Origin of the sequence: Pseudomonas sp. LjRoot277 (genome assembly GCF_964253845.1) — a bacterium.
Classification (GTDB): domain Bacteria; phylum Pseudomonadota; class Gammaproteobacteria; order Pseudomonadales; family Pseudomonadaceae; genus Aquipseudomonas.
Genome location: NZ_CAXURI020000001.1, coordinates 6,456,454 through 6,475,756 on the forward strand (window position 1 = coordinate 6,456,454; position 19,303 = coordinate 6,475,756).

Below are 19,303 nucleotides of genomic sequence, written 5' to 3' on the forward strand. Positions count from 1 at the left end.
GGGGCGCATTTCCTCCTATCAGACGTGTTACACCCAATAGAGTTCATGCGCCCGGTTGAGCGTAGTTCGAAACCGCCCGGATGTGCACCGGGCGTTGCTGCCAGTTTCAGGGCTTGACCGGCGGCTTGCGCAACAGATTGAACGCCATCGATGCCAGAAACAAAACACTGAGCAGCAGCACCGCCCACAACCCGAATTTCTTCCAGTTGGTGTCCGTCGGCGCAGCCGTTGTCACGGTCGACGCTGGCGTGGCCACCGCCCCGCCGTCCACCGTAGCCTTGCCCAATGTCGCCAACTTTGCAGCGCTGTAATCCGGAATCAACGTCGACAGCGGCAGGTTCGCCGCCTTCACCGTGGCACTTCCCAGCGCGAGCGTATAAGGCCCCGCTCCGCGCGCCAGGAACACCAATTGAATGGAGCGCACGGCGAACCGCACAGTCGGCGCCTCGGCCCCCAGACCGCCGCCGCGCTCGTCCACCGTCAGCTTCAACTGCTGAACGGTTTGCCCCGACAGCTGCAATTCGTTCTGCACCACGTCCTGGCCACTCTGGGTCAGGCGGTAGAGCAAACCGCTGCCCAGCGGCTGCCACGGCAGGCTGCTTTCCCGACGACCGGACAAGGTCACGGGCGCCAAACTGTTGGGCTGGCTCAACTCGACCTGCAAGCGTTCGACATTCAGCCCCATGGGTAATTGCCAAGTGTATTCACCGGCCTTTACGCTGCTGCCAGCCAGCGGTTGCGACCAGACAAGCGGTAGCGGCAGACTGCGGGTCTTGGCGCTTTGCAGTTGCGCCGAGGTCAACGTCGGTGCCGATTGCGGCGTGTTCCACAGCAAGCGCAGATAACGGGCCGACTGGCCCGGCAAGGCGACTTCATGTTGCTCGACCCGCTCGTCGGCAAACGTCAGGCGTGCCACCTGCCCTTCGCCCCATGACTGCCAATGCTGCAGGTCGTCGCTGGCCTCGATGGTGAAACGCTGGAAACCGTCGCGCTCACTGGTCCAGTCGAGGATCAACTGCTGCAACGGTGCTTTGATGCTACTGGCGTCGAGCAACCAGCCGCGCAGCATTTCTTCGCCCACCTCCAGCTGACTGGACGGCTGAACTTCGACCAGCGTGCCATTGGCGCTCGATTGCACCCGCACGCTCGGTGCGTGCTCGGTGGAATCCGCCGAGTTGTACAGCGGGAACCATTTCACGTCAGTCAGGGTGCGGTTTTCGCTGGTCTGCGCCGGCGCGCGCGCCAAGGAATACGCCTGAGCCTCACCGGCGGCATTGAATACGCGCACATCGCTGAGATCGGTTTGCCGCGCCTTCAATTGCACGCTCAACGGCAATTCGAGGCGATACCACGGACCTTCGCCGCTGACCGACAATGGCACCTGTGTGGTGAAGTCCGCCAATTTTTCCTGAGCACCGGCCGACAGCGCCACCCCCAGCGCAACGGCGCCCAACCAGACAAGGTTCAGCTTCTGACTCAAGACGACACTCCTTCGGTTTGCGGGGCCGGTTTTTCAGCCTCCGGCACAGCCTCGGCGCGCTTGGGCGGCAACGGGGCGAAATAGCCCACCACCAACAGCAACACGCCAACGCCGATAAACGAGACGATCCGGGCGAGTCCGCCGCGGTTGCTCAATTCGACAAAGAACAGTTTGGCCACCACTACACCGATCAGCGCCGCACCGATCAGCCAGACTTCTCGGCGATGACGCAGATGGCCGCCGATCATCAGACTCAGGGCCATCAAGGTCCAGACGATGGACAGACCGGCCTGCACCAGCATGGATTCGAGCAACGCATCCAGCTCGAACGGCACACCGCCCCAATGATGGGCCGTGCGCATCACCAGCGCCGTGAAGAACACAAACAACGAGGCGCCAGCGATCAGTTGCGTGGCGTATTCGGCATAGTCCTTGCGAATCGCCAGTTGCGCCACAGCGCTGCGGGACCACACGTAGACGCCGAACAGCGCAAACAGCAGACCCAACTCCAGCGGGTTGATCAGCGGCACGTATGGCAACGGCTCGGCGGTGCCGTCGCTGACGACGTTCGCCAGCCAGAACCAGCCGAGCATCAGCAACGCCAGCGGTGCCGCCGCGTACACACGGTATTCGCGCGAATACGCCGACACCGGCCATGGCCAGGCACGGGGTGCCGCCATCAGCACCAGATACAGGCTCGGCAGAATCGCCCAACCCAACCAGCGCCAGGCGTTGTACTGCTCGGACAACAGCAACAGGCCGTAACGCAGCTCCAGGGCCAACACACCGATCAACAGCCAGCAGCCGAGCACATGGGCGGTACTGAGGGCGCGCGCCGGCAACATCGGCGCCAGACGCCGCAGAGAGAGGAAATGCACCACGAACACGGCCGCCCATACCAGCCAACCAACATTGGCCGCCGGGTGATAACGCGAGTGCCACGCAGCCAGCAACACCAAACCGGCCGCAGGCATCAGCAAGGTGCAGAGCAAGCCCAACGACGACCATTTCAGGCGTAGCGCCAACACTGTCCACAACGCCACGCTCAGCGCCGCGACCGCCAGCAGCAAGGTCGCGTGCAGATTCAACGGTGCGAAGCGCAGCACTTCACTGATCCACGCCAGCGCCCACCAAGCCGCGCCCCACACCAGCAGCACTTCGGACAAACGCTGCAAGCTCAGCACATCGAAGGCCGAAGCATGATTGCCGAACTGCAAGCGCCAGGCGCCAACCATCGCAGCCAGACCCAACACCATCGGCGTCCAGAAACCGCTATGAGCCAGAGGCCTCAATCCTTCGCTCGCAAGCGGTCCGAGCAAATCAGGCCCGGCCATCAGGAACGCCGCGCCGCCAATGACCTGCAACAGCAGACCGAAGACAAAACTCACGCGCTGCTTCAGGTACAGGCTGAGCCAGATGATGAACAGACCGCTGGCCGCCCACACCGCGCTCGCCGTTTGCCAAGGCAGGACGAACAGCACCGCCAGATTGATCAACACCAGACCGGCCAGCAGTACCACCGACAAGCCACGCAGCAATCTCACGTCGCTTCGGACCATCTCATCGCGCGCCGCCAGCAACATGCCAGCGATCAGCGCCAGGCCGATCAACGACGCGCTCAGCAAACCGCTCCAACCCGCACTGAACACGGCACCGGACTCACCGCTAGAACCTTGCAGCCGCAGCAGGAACAACGCACCGCCGAGCAACTGCACGGCGAATGCGGTGAACAGGAACGTGCGCGATTGCAGACGCAAGCCAACAAACAACGTCGCCAACCCCGCCAGCGCCCAACTGATCGCCGTGCCGTCGGTGAAGAAAAACAACGGCGCCAGCAGATAGAGGAAGGTCAGACCGAGGCAGGCCAATACCGGCAGCCCTTTGCGTTCCCAGTCCGACGTCTGCTCGGGCAAGGCTTTGCGCAACTGGTAAAAGCTGAACAACAACGCCACGCCGAGCATCAACGCGCCGAGCGGCGCACCGTCTAGCAGGCTGCTTTCACCGATCCGCAGTTCGCTGATAAACGCCAGCGCCGAACCCAATTGCAGCAGCAAGGCAAAGGCTCGGGCCAACGGTCGTTGCTGACGCAGGCCAAGCCAGAAGATGCCGGCGCCTTCAACGGCCCAAGCGGCGGCGGTCCAGCGCGCATCGAGCCCCAACGGAATTGCCAGGCTGGCGAAGATCACCCCCAGCGCCAGGCAGGTTTCCGCCAGCAGCAACGCTCGTCCGCCCATCAACAGCCGCGCCAGCCCCATGTAAATCATGCCCAATGCCAAAGCGCTGAAGGCTGCGGCGAATTCCAGGTGCTGGACCAATGCGAACTGCAAGCCGAAGCCCACCAACGGAGGACCGAACAGCATCGTGCCGTCGACGTAATCGCCCTTGTGCGCCGACCAGTGCAGCAGCGCTTCACGACTGTCGTCCTCGGGGGCGTCGCTCATTTCCAGCAACTTGCGTCGGGCGAACAGCAGACCAATGGCCAGGTACATCAGGAAGAACACAATCAGGAACGGCTCGGTGCTCCACAGCAGTTCCGGGGTATAGGAACGCAGGCCCCAGGCGAAACCGATGCCGAAGGTGCCGACGAAACCGATCAGGTTGAGCAGCCGCCAGGCCTTGAACCAGGCGATGGCGAGGATGCCGGCGTTGAGCAAGGCGAAGTAGCTGAACAGCGCGACATGGTTGCCGGCGCCGGTGGAGGTCAGGATCGGCGCGGCAAAACCGCCCAATGCTGCAGCGGCAGCCAGGCCCAAGGCATCCTGGGTGATGGCGAGGATCGCCGAGAACACCGTCACTGCAACCAGCAGACCTAATGCCGCCGTAGGATCGAGCAGCGGATGCAGGCGCATCGCGGCAAACACGGTCAGGTACAACACCGCGATCCCGGTGCCCTGCAACATCAACGCGTAATGGCTGTTGCGTGTTCTAAGCCACCAACCCAGCCCCAGAAGCCCCAATGCCGCCGCCGCAACACCGGCGTAACGCATCTCGATCGGTACCACCATGCCTTCGGTGGCGTAACGCAACAGGAAGGCCAAGCCGAGAAACAACAGCACCACACCGACCCGCAGCACGGTGTTGCCGCCGAACAGCCAGTTGCGGGCACCACTGATGGCGCGGTCGATGAAGTTCGGGCCGCGCGGGATGGCGGGTTGTTGCGGCTCGCGGGCGACCGGTTCGGGTTTCCAGGCATCGACGGGCACTGGACGGCTCGTTTCGGCAGCGGCCGCGGTGATCGGTTCCAGTTCGGGAGGGAGTTCCCAGATCAGCTCCGGGGCCTCGGCAGGGATTTCGTCGAGAGTGAATTCAGGAGGTGCAGCAGCTTCGCTGGCAACTGGCTCACTGGTTTCCGGCGCCTTGACACCTGATACCTCCAGCAATGCCAGACGTTGCTCGACCGCATTCAGCGTCACCTGCGCCTGTTGAAGCAGCTGGCGCTGCTGGTCAGCTTGTGAACCCAAGCGGCCAATGCGAATGGCCTGGCCAATACCCAACCCGAGCAGCGCGCCCAGCAGCGCATCGCTGAACGACTCGTCGAGTACCCAGCCCAGCACCAGCCCAATCAGCATGAACATCCATTGCATGGTCGATATCCCTAAGCGCAGTGGCCAATCCGGCAAACTGACGCTCAGTATATCGGCCAGGCCCAACAACCGTCGGGCCTTGCTCGCAATTATTGCTAAAAGTTACTCCAAAGCTTTCCAGATATCCGTGGCGTACTCGCGAATGGTCCGGTCGGACGAGAACCAGCCCATCCGGGAGGTGCTCAACACCGCCGAACGCCACCATTCCTTCGAATCGTGCCAATGGGCTTCAACCCGCATCTGCGCGTCCCAGTAAGAATCGAAATCGGCGCAGACCAGGAAGCGGTCGTAGTCGATCAGCGAATCGATCAATCCTGTGTAACGGGAAGGATCATCCGGCGAGAACACCCCGCCGCGAATCGCTTGCAGCACGTCATTCAGCCGGTGGGATGCCGCAATATCCGGCGTCGCGTTGAACTCATGGTTCTGCTTGCGCGCTTCAACTTGCTGAGCGCTGAGGCCGAAGATGAACATGTGTTCGGCACCGATGCGTTCGCACATTTCGACGTTGGCCCCGTCCAGGGTGCCAATGGTCAGCGCACCGTTGAGGCCGAACTTCATGTTGCTGGTGCCCGAGGCCTCGAAGCCTGCAGTGGAAATCTGCTCCGACAAATCCGCTGCCGGAATGATGCTCTCCGCCAGACTGACGTTGTAGTTGGGCAGGAACACCACTTTCAGCAAACCGCGCACCGTCGGATCGTTGTTCACCACCCGGGCGATGTCATTGGTCAGTTTGATGATCAGCTTGGCCTGGTGATAACTGGCCGCCGCCTTGCCGGCGAAGATCTTCACCCGCGGCACCCAATCGATTTCCGGCTCGGCACGAATCGCCTGATACAGCGCAACGGTGTGCAGCAAGTTGAGCAATTGACGTTTGTATTCGTGGATCCGCTTGACCTGCACGTCGAACATCGCCGCCGGGTTGACCGCAACGCCAAGTCGCTCGTGAATGATGTACGCCAAGGCTTTCTTGCTGTGCAGCCGCTGCTCGGCGAACGCCTTGCGGAACGCGGCTTTCTCGGCGAACGGTTCCAGGCCGAGCAAACGTTCTTCCGGGTTGTCCAGCAGATCCGGGCCGAGGGCATCGACCATCATCGAGGTCAGCTCCGGGTTGGCTTGGTAGAGCCAGCGGCGGAAGGTGATGCCGTTGGTCTTGTTGTTGATCCGGTCCGGGTAGAGTTTGTGCAGTTCGGAGAACACCGTTTTGCGCATCAACTGCGTGTGCAGCCCGGACACGCCGTTGACGCTGTGGGAGCCAAGGAACGCGAGGTTGCCCATGCGCACGCGGCGGCCGTTGTCTTCCTCGATCAGCGACACCGCGCGCAGCACCTCGAAGTCATGGATACCCTTGGCCCGCAGCGAATCGATGTGCTGGGCGTTGATCAAGTAAATGATCTGCATGTGCCGCGGCAGCATCCGCTCCATCAAACCGACCGGCCAGGTTTCCAGTGCTTCCGGCAGCAGCGTGTGGTTGGTGTAGGACAGCGTGTCGACGGTGACCTGCCACGCCGCATCCCACGCGACGTCATAGACATCGACCAGTTGCCGCATCAGCTCGGCGACGGCAATCGAAGGGTGGGTGTCGTTGAGCTGGATCGCGGCATGATCGCCCAGGGTCAGGACCGAGGTGTGCATGTTGCGATGGCGGCGCAGCAAGTCCTGCAAGGACGCGGCGACGAAGAAATACTCCTGACGCAGGCGCAGTTCCTGGCCGGCTTCGGTGCTGTCCGCAGGGTAGAGCACCCGGGAAATACTTTCGGCCCGGGCGACTTCTGCCACGGCGCCCAAGTGGTCGCCGGCATTGAAGCGTTCCAGATGCAAATCTTCCATGGCCCGGGCGCGCCACAGGCGCAGCGTGTTGACGCTCGCCCCGCGCCAGCCGACGACCGGCGTGTCATACGCAATCGCGCGAACGGTTTCCGCTGGCGTCCAGACTTGCTTGGACTTGCCGGTTTCGTCGGTGACGGTTTCGACACTGCCGCCGAAGCCGATCGGGTAAACGACCTCTGGTCGTTCGAACTCCCAAGGGTTACCGAAATCCAGCCAGTGTTCGGTCTGTTCCTGCTGCCAGCCGTCGACGATGGCCTGGCGGAACAAGCCGTGCTCATAACGAATACCGTAACCGTGCCCGGCGATTCCGAGGGTCGACATGCTTTCCATGAAGCACGCGGCCAGGCGACCGAGGCCGCCGTTGCCCAGTGCTGCGTCGGGCTCCAGCAGGCGGATGCGTTCAATATCGACGCCGAGTTCTGTCATGGCTTCGCGGGCGACGTCGAGCAGGCCAAGGTTGCTCAGGCTGTCGTAGAGCAGACGGCCGATCAGAAATTCGAGGGAGAGGTAATAAACCCGCTTCTGACCTTTGCGGTAGATCTGCCGGGTGTGATCCATCCAGTGCTCGACCATGTGATCGCGCGCCGCCAGGGCAATGGCTTCGAACCAGTCGTGGTCGAAGGCGTGATCCGGGTCTTTGCCCACCGCGTAGGTGAGTTTGGTCAAGACGGCGTCGCGGAATGCGGCCACCTCTGCTTCGCGAACAAGTGGTTCTTGAGTCATCGATAGGACCTCGAGCGAGCGTGGAGTAGTTGAGCCTAGACGGTCTGACAGGCCGTTGGAACTCTGGTTCGGCAGTTTTTCCCGTTAGTGTGAGATAGATCGACATTACCTTGTCGCGCACCGGAAAGAATGCAGGGGCCGTGCCGGGTTACAGGTGTTATTGGGCGGAATACGAAAAAATCTGGCGAAAGGTTGTTCAAAAATCCACCAGTCCCGGTATGATCGCGCGCCCTGATGCACGCTGGTAACAACCGATGATGAAGTCCAACCTGATCGCCGCCGCGGAGATCGATCGCCTCGATACCTGGGCCAAGTACTCCGCCCCGATGTGTGGTTCGTGTGTTTCCAGCTGCTGCACCCTGCCGGTCGAGGTCAAGATCAAGGATCTGATCCGTATCGGCATCGTCGATGAATTCGAGCGCGGCGAGCCGCCGAAGAACATTGCCAAGCGTTTGCAGAAGGAAGGGATCGTCGAGCGTTACAACCAGAAGTCCGAGATCTTCACCCTTCAGCGCATGAGCAACAACGATTGCCTGTACCTGGATCGTAAGAGCCGTCTGTGCACTATTTATGAAAAGCGCCCGGATACTTGCCGCAACCACCCGAAAATCGGGCCGCGGCCGGGGTATTGCGCGTATAAGCCGAAAGAAGTGGCGCGCGAGTCCAGCGAGAGCCGTCGGACCCTCGAGAAGTTTTAAAGCCGCCTCGATTCCCCGTAGCAGCTGTCGAGCCCCAGCGAGGCTGCGTTCGGCTGCGCAGCAGTCGCAGGCCGGAAAATACGATTTATATGATGCACCGCAGCGTTTGATTTCACGACTGCTGCGCAGCCGAACGCAGCCTCGCAGGCTCGACAGCTGCTACAGCCAGACAAACAAAAACGCCCCCGACCTTGCGGTCGGGGGCGTTTTTTTAGCAGCTAACTAAGTCGAAACTCAGTTACCGGCTTTCTTGGCAGCGCGGGTACGCTCGCTTTCGCCCAGGATCTTCTTGCGAAGACGGATGGACTTAGGAGTGACTTCGCACAGTTCGTCTTCTTGCACGAACTCAAGAGCTTGTTCCAGGGTGAAACGGATAGGCGGAACCAGAGCGATGGTTTCGTCTTTACCCGAAGCACGCATGTTGTCGAGCTTCTTGCCTTTGGTTGGGTTGACGCCCAGGTCGTTGTCGCGGCTGTTGATGCCGACGATTTGACCTTCGTACACGTCTTCGCCGTGACCCAGGAACAGTTTGCCGCGAGCTTGCAGGGTTTCCAGCGAGTAAGTCAGCGCCTTACCGGTAGCAACCGAAACCAGCACGCCGTTCTGACGGCCGGACATGTCGCCGGACTTCATCACGTCGTAACGGTCGAAGATCGAGGTCAGGATGCCTGCACCGGAGGTCAGGGTCAGGAACTCGTTACGGAAACCGATCAAGCCACGAGCCGGGATGTTGTACTCAAGGCGCACACGGCCCTTGCCATCCGGAACCATGTTGGTCAGGTCGCCTTTACGGATACCGATCTGTTCCATGATCGAACCTTGCGATTCTTCTGGCAGGTCGATGGTCACGTTTTCGTACGGTTCGTGCTTGACGCCGTCAACCAGGCGGATGATCACTTCCGGACGACCAACACCCATTTCGAAGCCTTCGCGACGCATGGTTTCGATCAGTACCGAGAGGTGCAGCTCACCACGGCCGGAGACTTTGAACTTGTCGGCGGAGTCGCCTTCTTCAACGCGCAGAGCAACGTTGTAGAGCAGTTCTTTGTCCAGACGCTCTTTGATGTTACGGCTGGTGACGAACTTGCCTTCACGACCGCAGAACGGCGAGTCGTTAACCTGGAAGGTCATGGAAACGGTTGGTTCGTCAACGGTCAGCGGCTTCATCGCTTCGACGTTCAGTGGGTCGCACAGAGTGTCGGAGATGAACAGCTGGTCGAAGCCGCTGATGCAGACGATGTCGCCGGCAGCTGCTTCGTCAACGTCGATACGGTGCAGACCGTGGTGACCCATCAGCTTCAGGATACGACCGTTACGGCGCTTGCCGTCGGCGTCGATAGCCACAACTTGAGTGTTCGGCTTGACGCGACCACGGGCGATACGGCCAACGCCGATAACACCCAGGAAGCTGTTGTAGTCCAGTGCCGAGATTTGCATCTGGAACGGACCGTCACGGTCAACTTGTGGAGCCGGCACGTGGTCAATGATCGCCTGGTACAGCGGGGTCATGTCTTCAGCCATGTCGGTGTGTTCCAGACCGGCAATGCCGTTCAGGGCCGAGGCGTAGACGACTTTGAAGTCCAGCTGTTCTTCGGTAGCACCCAGGTTGTCGAACAGGTCGAAGATCTGGTCCAGAACCCAGTCCGGACGCGCGCCTGGACGGTCAACCTTGTTGATCACCACGATTGGACGCAGGCCGGCTTCGAAAGCCTTCTTGGTCACGAAACGGGTTTGCGGCATAGGGCCGTCTTGAGCGTCAACCAGCAGCAGAACGGAGTCAACCATCGACATTACGCGTTCAACTTCGCCGCCGAAGTCGGCGTGGCCCGGGGTGTCCACGATGTTGATGTGGTGGCCGTTCCAGTTGATGGCGGTGTTTTTCGCCAGAATGGTAATACCGCGTTCTTTCTCCTGGTCGTTGGAGTCCATCACGCGCTCGTCGTTGAGCTCGTTGCGCTCCAGGGTGCCGGATTGACGCAAGAGTTTGTCTACCAGGGTGGTCTTACCATGGTCAACGTGAGCAATGATGGCGATGTTGCGTAGATTTTCGATCACTTGTGTATCTCGATCAGAGGATTCGGTGTGCTGACAAGTCTTGGCAGCGATTTACAGTAGAGTCAGGCCTTGCCGTTACAGCTTGACGGCAGAGTCGGGGGGCCGGTGACGCAGGCCACAGGCATACAGCCCCGGGCTCTTAGCTCGGTCGATAAACGCGCACATTGGCATGCCCCTCACTGAGCAAATGGTGGGCATGCAGGCGACTCATCACGCCTTTGTCGCAATACAGCAGGTACTGGCGAGTAGGGTCCAGTTCCTTGAAACGAGCGTTCAATGCATAAAACGGCATCGTTTGTACCTCAATGCCAACGAGGCCCAGCGGGTCATCTTCAGCGGCATCCGGATGACGGATATCGATGACGATCTGACCAGCCAGCGCTTCGCTGACTTCTTCGATCTGCAAATCCTGGCCCAATTCGTCGATCACGCGATCGATCGGCACCAGTTTGGCGTTCTCGAGCGCACGCTCAAGTACTGCCATGTCGAACTGTTGTTCTTCGTACTCCACGCGTGGACGCTTGGCGTGGGTCTTGGGGTTCACCGAGATGACCCCGCAGTATTCCGGCATGTGCTTGGCGAAGTCGGCAGTACCGATTTCGTTGGCCAGGTCGATGATGTCCTGCTTGTGACTGGCGATCAGCGGACGCAAGACCAGCTTGTCGGTCACGCAGTCGATCACGGACAGGTTCGGCAACGTCTGGCTCGACACCTGGGAAATCGCTTCGCCGGTGACCAGCGCTTCGATGTCCAGCCGATCGGCAATACGGGAAGCAGCGCGCAACATCATACGCTTCAAAACTACGCCCATATGACTGTTATCGACTTTCCCGAGAATTTCTCCCAGTACTTCCTCGAACGGCACACTGACAAATAACACGCGTTGGGAGCTGCCGTACTTCTTCCAGATGAAATGCGCGACTTCCATGACGCCCAGTTCATGGGCTCGTCCGCCCAGATTGAAGAAGCAGAAATGGCTCATCAGCCCGCGGCGCATGATCTGGTAAGCGGCGACGGTGGAATCGAAGCCGCCGGACATCAGCACAAGTGTCTGTTCCAGGGCACCCAGCGGATAACCGCCGATGCTGTTGTGCTGGTTATGGATCACGAACAACCGTTTGTCGCGAATTTCGAGGCGGACTTCGATTTCCGGCTCTTTCAGCGAGATTCCGGCGGCGCCGCACTGACGACGCAGTTGGCTGCCGACATATTTCTCGACGTCCATCGAGCTGAATTCGTGCTTGCCGGCACGCTTGCAGCGCACCGAAAAGATCTTCCCGGCCAACGCATCACCGAAGTGCTGCTTGCACTTGGCGACGATGTCGTCGAAGTCGCCCAGCGGGTATTCATCGACCTGCAGGAAATGCGCGATGCCCGGCATGCAGCTCAGGCGCTCGGTCATCTCCTTCAGGGCTTTGGGCTCGCTGACGCGGGTTTCCAGCTCGAGATTGTCCCACACACCGTTCACCACCACAGCCGGGTCCAGGTCGCGGAGCACGGTACGGATATTTTTGGCCAACTGGCGGATGAAACGCATCCGTACCGGGCGGCTCTTGATGGTGATCTCGGGAAAGACTTTTACGATTAGTTTCATGAAAACAGCGCGCGCTGGGCCAGCCGAAAAAGGGGGGCGCGGATTATAGCGGAAATTGCTCAAGGTTTAACCAGTTAATGTGCAGAAGGTTTTGCGCGCACCAAAACAGGTCATTTGCTGAGTTTGACGCCACATTACAGGGCGCTATTTCCTGCTTTGCTCCGCTTTGCACCTTTATAAGCGTGAAATTGGGGCAAAAAACCCATGGTGGGGCACTGGCATGCAATTTGCTCCCTTGTGAGGCAGGTTGCCTTGGCAGAGTATTCGCGCCGGCATCACCCACATTCTAAGGGCATCCACTACTAAGCCCGAAGCCACCCGGAGGACACTATGTCGAAGTCGGTTCAACTCATCAAAGATCATGACGTCAAGTGGATTGATCTGCGCTTCACTGACACCAAAGGCACTCAGCACCACGTGACCATGCCGGCTCGCGACGCGCTGGATGAAGCTTTCTTCGAAGAAGGCAAAATGTTCGACGGTTCCTCCATCGCTGGCTGGAAAGGCATCGAAGCCTCCGACATGATCCTGATGCCGGACGACAGCACTGCCGTTCTCGACCCGTTCACCGAAGAGCCAACCCTGATTCTGGTTTGCGACGTGATCGAGCCTTCGACCATGCAAGGCTACGACCGTGACCCACGTGCGATCGCCAAGCGTGCCGAGGAATACCTGAAGTCGACCGGTATCGGCGACACCGTATTTGTTGGTCCAGAGCCTGAATTCTTCATCTTCGACGAAGTGAAGTTCAAGTCCGACATCTCCGGTTCCATGTTCAAGATCTACTCCGAACAAGGTTCGTGGATGTCCGACCAGGACGTGGAAGGCGGCAACAAAGGCCACCGTCCAGGCGTCAAAGGTGGCTACTTCCCGGTTCCGCCGTTCGACCACGACCACGAAATCCGTACCTCCATGTGCAACGCCATGGAAGAAATGGGCCTGGTCATCGAAGTTCACCACCACGAAGTGGCGACTGCCGGTCAGAACGAAATCGGCGTGAAGTTCAACACCCTGGTTGCCAAGGCTGACGAAGTTCAAACCCTGAAGTACTGCGTACACAACGTTGCTGATGCATACGGCCGCACCGCGACCTTCATGCCTAAGCCGCTGTACGGCGACAACGGTTCGGGTATGCACGTTCACCTGTCCATCGCCAAAGATGGCAAGAACACCTTCGCTGGCGAAGGCTATGCCGGCCTGTCCGACACCGCTCTGTACTTCATCGGCGGCATCATCAAGCACGGTAAGGCACTGAACGGCTTCACCAACCCGTCGACCAACTCCTACAAGCGTCTGGTCCCAGGTTTCGAAGCTCCAGTAATGCTGGCCTACTCGGCTCGCAACCGTTCCGCTTCGATCCGTATTCCTTACGTGTCCAGCCCTCGCGCTCGCCGTATCGAAGCTCGCTTCCCGGATCCAGCAGCTAACCCGTACCTGGCCTTCGCTGCCCTGGTAATGGCCGGCCTGGACGGTATCCAGAACAAGATCCACCCTGGCGACGCTGCTGACAAAAACCTGTATGACCTGCCGCCTGAAGAGGCGAAAGAGATCCCACAAGTTTGCGGCAGCCTGAAAGAAGCCCTGGAAGAGCTGGACAAAGGTCGTGCGTTCCTGACCAAAGGCGGCGTTTTCAGCGACGACTTCATCGACGCTTACATCGCTCTGAAAAGCGAAGAAGAAATCAAAGTACGTACCTTCGTACACCCACTGGAGTACGAGCTGTACTACAGCTGCTAATCCAGTAGCGCCTGCGCAAGCGGCGTGACAAAAAAGAGGCCTCCTTCGGGAGGCCTTTTTTTTGGGCGCGATTTCAACGGCTGACGACGTCCCCTGTGGGAGCGGGCTTGCTCGCGAAGGCAGTCTTTCAGCTGGCATTGATGGTGACTGACACTCCGCCTTCGCGAGCAAGCCCGCTCCCACAGTGGTTTTGTAGTGTTTGGGAGATTGCGATAAATCATGCCCAAATGTTAACGACTTGGGTCTATTGCCAGCCCTGACCTATGCTGCACCTCAATGCTTTCGTTTCTGGTCAATTTTATGGGTCGTGGTTTTCTACTGATATTGCTGCTGATCGCCCTGCCCGCCGCAGCGCAGATCTATAAGTACACCGACGCCGACGGCAACACCGCTTACAGCAACCAACCGCCCGATGGCGTGAAGGCTCAGCCGGTCGAGTTGCCACCGCTTAACAGGGTTGAGCCCCAAGCCCCTTCTGCGCCACCTGTCGAAGCCACCAGCCGCGAACAGCCGCTTAGCGCTTACGAGGTGCTGGAGCTGACCAACTTGCCCACTACCGAAGCACTGCGTGCCAACAACGGCACCTTCACCGTCAACGTTCTGATCAAACCCCGCCTGCAAGGCCCTCATCTGCTCAGGCTGTTGCTGGACGATCAACCTTACGGCCAGCCGAGCAACGTGCCGATCCTGCAACTGGTCAATATTGATCGCGGCACACACAGCCTCGCAGTGCAGGTGATCGATGGTGAGAACATCGTCCAGCAAAGCCCCACCGTGACGTTCACCGTACAACGGGTGCATAAGCCGTGAGGCTGTGGCTGCTGATCACCTGCCTGATCGCCCTGCCGGTGACGGCCGAGGTGTTCACCTACATCGACGCCCAGGGCAATCGGGTCTACACCGACCGGCCAGGTTCCGGCAACGCCAAGCGCGTGCCCATGGCGACGAGTAATCGCATGTCCGCCAACCCTGGCGGCGCAGCACCAGTGAATGCTGGAAAGAAAACCGAAACAAAACCTCTGTTTCACTACGACATGCTGAGAGTCCTGGTGCCGGAGCCAGACGCCACAGTGCGCAGCAGTGCTGGCGAGATTATCGTCAGCGTCACCAGCGAACCCGGCCTGCAACGAGGCCATCGCTACCAACTGCTGCTCGACGGCCAACCCACCGCAGCGCCCGGCCTGAGCCCGGTATTTGCCCTGAGCAACATCGATCGCGGCAGCCATAACCTCTCCGTGGAAATCCTCGACGAGCAGGGTCGCACGGTTGAACGCACAGCCAACCAGCCATTCCACATGCTGCGCATCTCCCTCGCGCAGAAGCGTCAGGTCAAACCCTGCGCCCCCGCCGATTACGGCCAACGGCCGGAATGCCCGCTCAAAGACAAACCCGTAGAAGAAAAAAATCCCTTCCTGCGTTTCTTTTAACGCCGCTCAGCTTTGCGCACTATATTGGTGCAATTAGTTGCACCGTACTCACATCCCATCCCATTTTGGTTCGAAAGTACCCGTCAAAGCTGGCAGAACGCCACGCAAACGAGCGTCAAACGCCCGTTTCAGGCCTTAAACGCTTCTTTTCGGAGCCTTGGTTTGGTTTTTGCATTTTCCTCGTATCAGCGCTTTATTCATGCGCGCGCCCTGCTCCAAAAGAGGTCCTGATGACCATTAGCGACGCACTGCATCGATTGCTACTCGACAACCTGACCACCGCCACCATTCTGCTCGACGCCGAACTGCGCCTTGAGTACATGAACCCGGCGGCGGAGATGCTCCTGGCCATTAGCGGTCAGCGTAGCCATGGGCAGTTCATCAGTGAGTTGTTCACCGAATCCACCGAAGCGCTGAACTCCCTGCGCCAGGCGGTCCAGCAGGCCCACCCGTTCACCAAGCGCGAAGCAATGCTCACCGCACTCACCGGCCAGACCCTGACCGTCGACTACGCGGTAACGCCCATCCTGGCCAACGGCGTCACGATGCTGCTGCTGGAAGTCCACCCCCGTGACCGCTTGCTGCGGATCACCAAGGAAGAGGCGCAGCTGTCGAAGCAGGAAACCAGCAAGATGCTGGTGCGCGGCCTCGCTCACGAGATCAAGAATCCTCTCGGCGGGATTCGCGGCGCGGCGCAATTGCTTGCCCGCGAACTGCCGGAAGAAAGCCTGCGCGACTACACCAACGTGATCATTGAAGAGGCCGACCGCCTGCGCAATCTGGTCGATCGCATGCTCGGTTCCAATAAGCTACCGTCACTGGCGATGTGCAACGTCCACGAAGTTCTGGAACGTGTTTGTCATCTGGTGGAGGCCGAAAGCCAGGGCTGCATCACTTTGGTGCGCGACTACGACCCAAGCATTCCCGACGTGTTGATCGACCGCGAACAAATGATTCAAGCGGTACTGAACATCGTGCGCAATGCGATGCAGGCCATCAGCAGCCAGAACGAGCTGCGCCTGGGCCGCATCAGCCTGCGCACCCGCGCCATGCGCCAGTTCACCATCGGCCATGTGCGTCATCGGCTGGTGACCAAGATCGAAATCATCGACAACGGCCCGGGCATTCCCGCGGAGTTGCAGGAAACCATCTTCTTTCCCATGGTCAGCGGCCGCCCGGACGGTACCGGGCTGGGCCTGGCCATTACCCAGAACATCATCAGCCAGCACCAGGGCCTGATCGAATGTGACAGCCATCCAGGCCACACCACCTTCTCGATCTTTCTGCCACTGGAACAAGGAGCCACATCGACATGAGCCGTAGTGAAACCGTGTGGATCGTCGATGACGACCGTTCTATCCGTTGGGTCCTGGAAAAAGCCTTACAGCAAGAAGGCATGACCACGCAAAGCTTCGACAGCGCCGATGGCGTGATGAGCCGCCTGGCGCGCCAGCAGCCGGACGTGATCATCTCCGACATCCGTATGCCGGGCGCCAGCGGTCTGGACCTTCTGGCGCGGATTCGCGAACAACACCCACGGCTGCCGGTCATCATCATGACCGCTCACTCCGATCTGGACAGCGCTGTCGCGTCCTATCAGGGCGGCGCGTTTGAATACCTGCCAAAACCGTTCGACGTTGACGAAGCGGTGTCCCTGGTCAAGCGCGCGAACCAGCACGCTCAGGAACAGCAAGGCCTGGAAGTCCCGGTCGCCCTGACCCGCACCCCGGAAATCATCGGTGAAGCGCCGGCGATGCAGGAAGTGTTTCGCGCCATCGGGCGCTTGAGCCACTCCAACATCACGGTGCTGATCAACGGCGAATCCGGTACCGGTAAAGAGCTGGTGGCCCACGCCCTGCACCGTCACAGCCCACGGGCGGCTTCGCCGTTCATTGCGCTGAACATGGCGGCGATCCCGAAAGACCTGATGGAATCCGAGCTGTTCGGCCATGAGAAAGGCGCGTTCACCGGCGCGGCCAACCTGCGTCGCGGTCGCTTTGAACAGGCTGACGGCGGCACGCTGTTCCTCGATGAAATCGGCGACATGCCGGCAGACACCCAGACTCGTTTGCTGCGGGTGTTGGCGGACGGCGAGTTCTATCGCGTCGGCGGCCATGTGCCGGTGAAGGTCGATGTGCGAATCATCGCCGCGACTCACCAGAATCTGGAAACCCTGGTGCATGCCGGGAAATTCCGTGAGGACTTGTTCCACCGCCTCAATGTGATCCGCATCCACATTCCACGGCTGTCGGACCGTCGCGAAGACATCCCGACCCTGGCCAAGCACTTCCTCAGCCGCGCCGCGCAGGAACTGGCGGTGGAGCCGAAGCTGCTGAAAAGCGAAACCGAGGAATACCTGAAGAACCTGCCGTGGGGCGGCAACGTGCGTCAGCTGGAGAACACCTGCCGCTGGATCACGGTGATGGCATCGGGTCGCGAAGTGCACATCAGCGACCTGCCGCCGGAGCTGCTGAACCTGCCGCAGGATTCGGCGCCGGTGACCAACTGGGAGCAAGCGCTGCGCCAGTGGGCCGATCAGGCGTTGGCTCGTGGCCAGTCGAGCCTGCTCGACAGCGCCGTGCCGGCCTTCGAGCGGATCATGATCGAAACCGCCCTCAAACACACCGCCGGCCGCCGCCGCGATGCCGCGGTTTTGCTGGGTTGGGGGCGTAATACCCTGACGCGCAAGATCAAGGAATTGGGGATGAAGGTTGATGGTGGGGATGATGATGAGGGGGATGAGGGTTAATCCCCCCACCTGATCGTTCCCACGCTCCCGCGCGTGGGAACGATCAATAGATCCATTCGCCGAATCCCACATTAAGATCTCCGTGCACCGACTGAATGCACCGTGAACCGCAATCGCGCACGGCAACCGATCCCAAATCCCGCCTGCGTTCGCAATCGAACCCCTATCGAAAAAACACGAAAGCCCCGGAATACGGGGCTTTCGACGTTTCAGCGCGACATTCTGTTTCAACTTGTTAAAACCTGGCACGCCCCCTGCAATAGTCCATTCAGTGATTCAGTTCACTACCCGGTTTCGGGGACCTTGGTACAGGCAGGCCGGGGATTCCCCTCTTTACATCGGGCTCACACCGCATAAGCGACGAGCCCAGGCAGTTTTGGGGCCCTTGATACAGGCAGGTCAGGGGTTCCTTCTTTACACCGGGCTCACGACGCAATGCGCGAGCCCTGCCGTTTTGGGAACCTTGGTACAGGCAGGCCGGGGATTCCCTCTTTTATTGCTCTCGGAGATGGATCTCCAGCCGCCAGCGGTCATCGACCTCGCTACCGGCCCACTCGCCCTGCAGTGGCCGGGCCGCCACCACCGTCAGCAACAACCCCCCATCACTCAAACGCACCCGCCAGTTCACGTTTTTGTCGTTGAGCTTGAGCTGACCTTTCTGTGCCTTGCCTTCAGCCTCGAACAGCAGCGCGAGGCTACCGTCGACGAACTCGCCGTGAGCCTTGGGTTCGTTGTTGAACCACACCACCAGCCCATCGTTCGTGACCTCGACCTGCTGCAATTCGCTGGGGTCGGGAGTGGTCAGGCGACCGATCATCAGCCCCACCATCACCCCGACAATCGCCAGCGAAGCCATCACTCGCGGGAATAGCTTCGAACGCGGGTCAGCTTCAGGCGTAGAATGCCGCTCATCTTTACCTTCGGAGCCGTGCATGTTTCACGTCATCCTTTTCCAACCAGAAATTCCGCCGAATACCGGCAACGTTATCAGGCTGTGCGCCAACAGTGGCTGCCACCTGCATTTGATCGAACCGCTGGGCTTCGAGATGGACGACAAGCGTCTGCGCCGGGCCGGCCTCGATTACCACGAGTATGCCACCCTGCAACGCCACGCAGACCTCGCCAGCTGTCTGGAAAGACTAGGTCATCCTCGGCTGTTCGCCTTCACCACCAAGGGCTCGCGGCCGTTCCACGATGCCAGCTTCGCCGAGGGCGATGCGTTCCTGTTCGGCCCGGAAAGCCGTGGTTTGCCAGCAGAAGTACTCGATGCCCTGCCCGGCGAACAGCGCCTGCGCCTGCCGATGCGTGAAGGTTGCCGCAGCCTGAACCTGTCGAACACCGTAGCGGTCGCCGTGTACGAAGGCTGGCGCCAGCTCGGGTTCAAGTAACAGCACATAACAAATGTGGGAGCGGGCTTGCTCGCGAA

Annotated in this window: 13 protein-coding genes; 7 read left to right on the plus strand and 6 right to left on the minus strand. The window is 59.9% G+C overall.

The genetic code is table 11. From position 1 onward, the window contains the following. Positions 1–106 precede the first annotated feature (106 nt). The 3 genes from ACSQ87_RS29840 to ACSQ87_RS29850 all read right to left on the minus strand — a co-directional run bounded on the left by ACSQ87_RS29840 (position 107) and on the right by ACSQ87_RS29850 (position 7,617). Positions 107–1,480 carry a DUF3999 domain-containing protein gene (locus ACSQ87_RS29840; protein ID WP_436274958.1) on the minus strand — a complete coding sequence of 458 codons (1,374 nt, stop codon included), beginning with the start codon at positions 1,478–1,480 and terminating at the stop codon, positions 107–109. Then, complete coding sequence (locus ACSQ87_RS29845) at positions 1,477–5,064, minus strand: DUF2339 domain-containing protein (RefSeq protein WP_436274959.1); 3,588 nt, start codon at positions 5,062–5,064, stop codon at positions 1,477–1,479. Before ACSQ87_RS29845 ends, ACSQ87_RS29840 begins: the two co-directional genes overlap by 4 nt. A 102-nt stretch (positions 5,065–5,166) precedes the next feature. Beyond that, positions 5,167–7,617: a glycogen/starch/alpha-glucan phosphorylase gene (locus ACSQ87_RS29850; protein WP_436274960.1), complete on the minus strand. Its 2,451-nt coding sequence runs from the start codon at positions 7,615–7,617 to the stop codon at positions 5,167–5,169. Positions 7,618–7,871: 254 nt separating this feature from the next. Here ACSQ87_RS29850 and ACSQ87_RS29855 point away from each other — a divergent pair, with 254 nt between their 5' ends. Continuing rightward, positions 7,872–8,315, plus strand: coding sequence for a YkgJ family cysteine cluster protein (locus tag ACSQ87_RS29855; protein ID WP_046045571.1), 444 nt, complete (start codon positions 7,872–7,874; stop codon positions 8,313–8,315). 234 nt (positions 8,316–8,549) lie between these two features. Here the strand turns inward: ACSQ87_RS29855 and typA are convergent, their stop codons facing one another. Continuing rightward, positions 8,550–10,370, minus strand: coding sequence for a translational GTPase TypA (gene typA, locus ACSQ87_RS29860; RefSeq protein ID WP_415758300.1), 1,821 nt, complete (start codon positions 10,368–10,370; stop codon positions 8,550–8,552). A gap of 139 nt (positions 10,371–10,509) precedes the next feature. Beyond that, complete coding sequence (thiI, locus tag ACSQ87_RS29865) at positions 10,510–11,964, minus strand: tRNA uracil 4-sulfurtransferase ThiI (RefSeq protein WP_436274961.1); 1,455 nt, start codon at positions 11,962–11,964, stop codon at positions 10,510–10,512. 330 nt (positions 11,965–12,294) lie between these two features. Between thiI and glnA the strand changes: the two genes are divergently transcribed. The 5 genes from glnA (at position 12,295) to ntrC (ending at position 17,877) form a co-directional block, all read left to right on the plus strand. Continuing rightward, positions 12,295–13,701 (plus strand): glutamate--ammonia ligase, encoded by a 1,407-nt coding sequence (glnA, locus tag ACSQ87_RS29870; protein WP_046045568.1) that lies wholly within the window; start codon positions 12,295–12,297, stop codon positions 13,699–13,701. 300 nt (positions 13,702–14,001) lie between these two features. Next, the gene (locus tag ACSQ87_RS29875) at positions 14,002–14,511 is read left to right on the plus strand and encodes a DUF4124 domain-containing protein (RefSeq protein WP_436274962.1); all 510 of its coding nucleotides are present in this window, start codon (positions 14,002–14,004) and stop codon (positions 14,509–14,511) included. Next, positions 14,508–15,128: a DUF4124 domain-containing protein gene (locus ACSQ87_RS29880; RefSeq protein ID WP_436274963.1), complete on the plus strand. Its 621-nt coding sequence runs from the start codon at positions 14,508–14,510 to the stop codon at positions 15,126–15,128. The genes ACSQ87_RS29875 and ACSQ87_RS29880 overlap by 4 nt, the downstream gene beginning before the upstream one ends. A gap of 230 nt (positions 15,129–15,358) precedes the next feature. Further along, complete coding sequence (gene glnL, locus ACSQ87_RS29885) at positions 15,359–16,444, plus strand: nitrogen regulation protein NR(II) (RefSeq protein ID WP_436274964.1); 1,086 nt, start codon at positions 15,359–15,361, stop codon at positions 16,442–16,444. Continuing rightward, positions 16,441–17,877, plus strand: coding sequence for a nitrogen regulation protein NR(I) (gene ntrC, locus ACSQ87_RS29890; RefSeq protein ID WP_008149434.1), 1,437 nt, complete (start codon positions 16,441–16,443; stop codon positions 17,875–17,877). Before glnL ends, ntrC begins: the two co-directional genes overlap by 4 nt. 493 nt (positions 17,878–18,370) lie before the next feature. Here the strand turns inward: ntrC and ACSQ87_RS29895 are convergent, their stop codons facing one another. Next, positions 18,371–18,811: a hypothetical protein gene (locus ACSQ87_RS29895; protein WP_046045565.1), complete on the minus strand. Its 441-nt coding sequence runs from the start codon at positions 18,809–18,811 to the stop codon at positions 18,371–18,373. Between ACSQ87_RS29895 and ACSQ87_RS29900 the strand changes: the two genes are divergently transcribed. Continuing rightward, the gene (locus tag ACSQ87_RS29900; protein ID WP_436274965.1) at positions 18,810–19,265 is read left to right on the plus strand and encodes a tRNA (cytidine(34)-2'-O)-methyltransferase; all 456 of its coding nucleotides are present in this window, start codon (positions 18,810–18,812) and stop codon (positions 19,263–19,265) included. The genes ACSQ87_RS29895 and ACSQ87_RS29900 overlap by 2 nt on opposite strands. Positions 19,266–19,303: the final 38 nt, after the last annotated feature.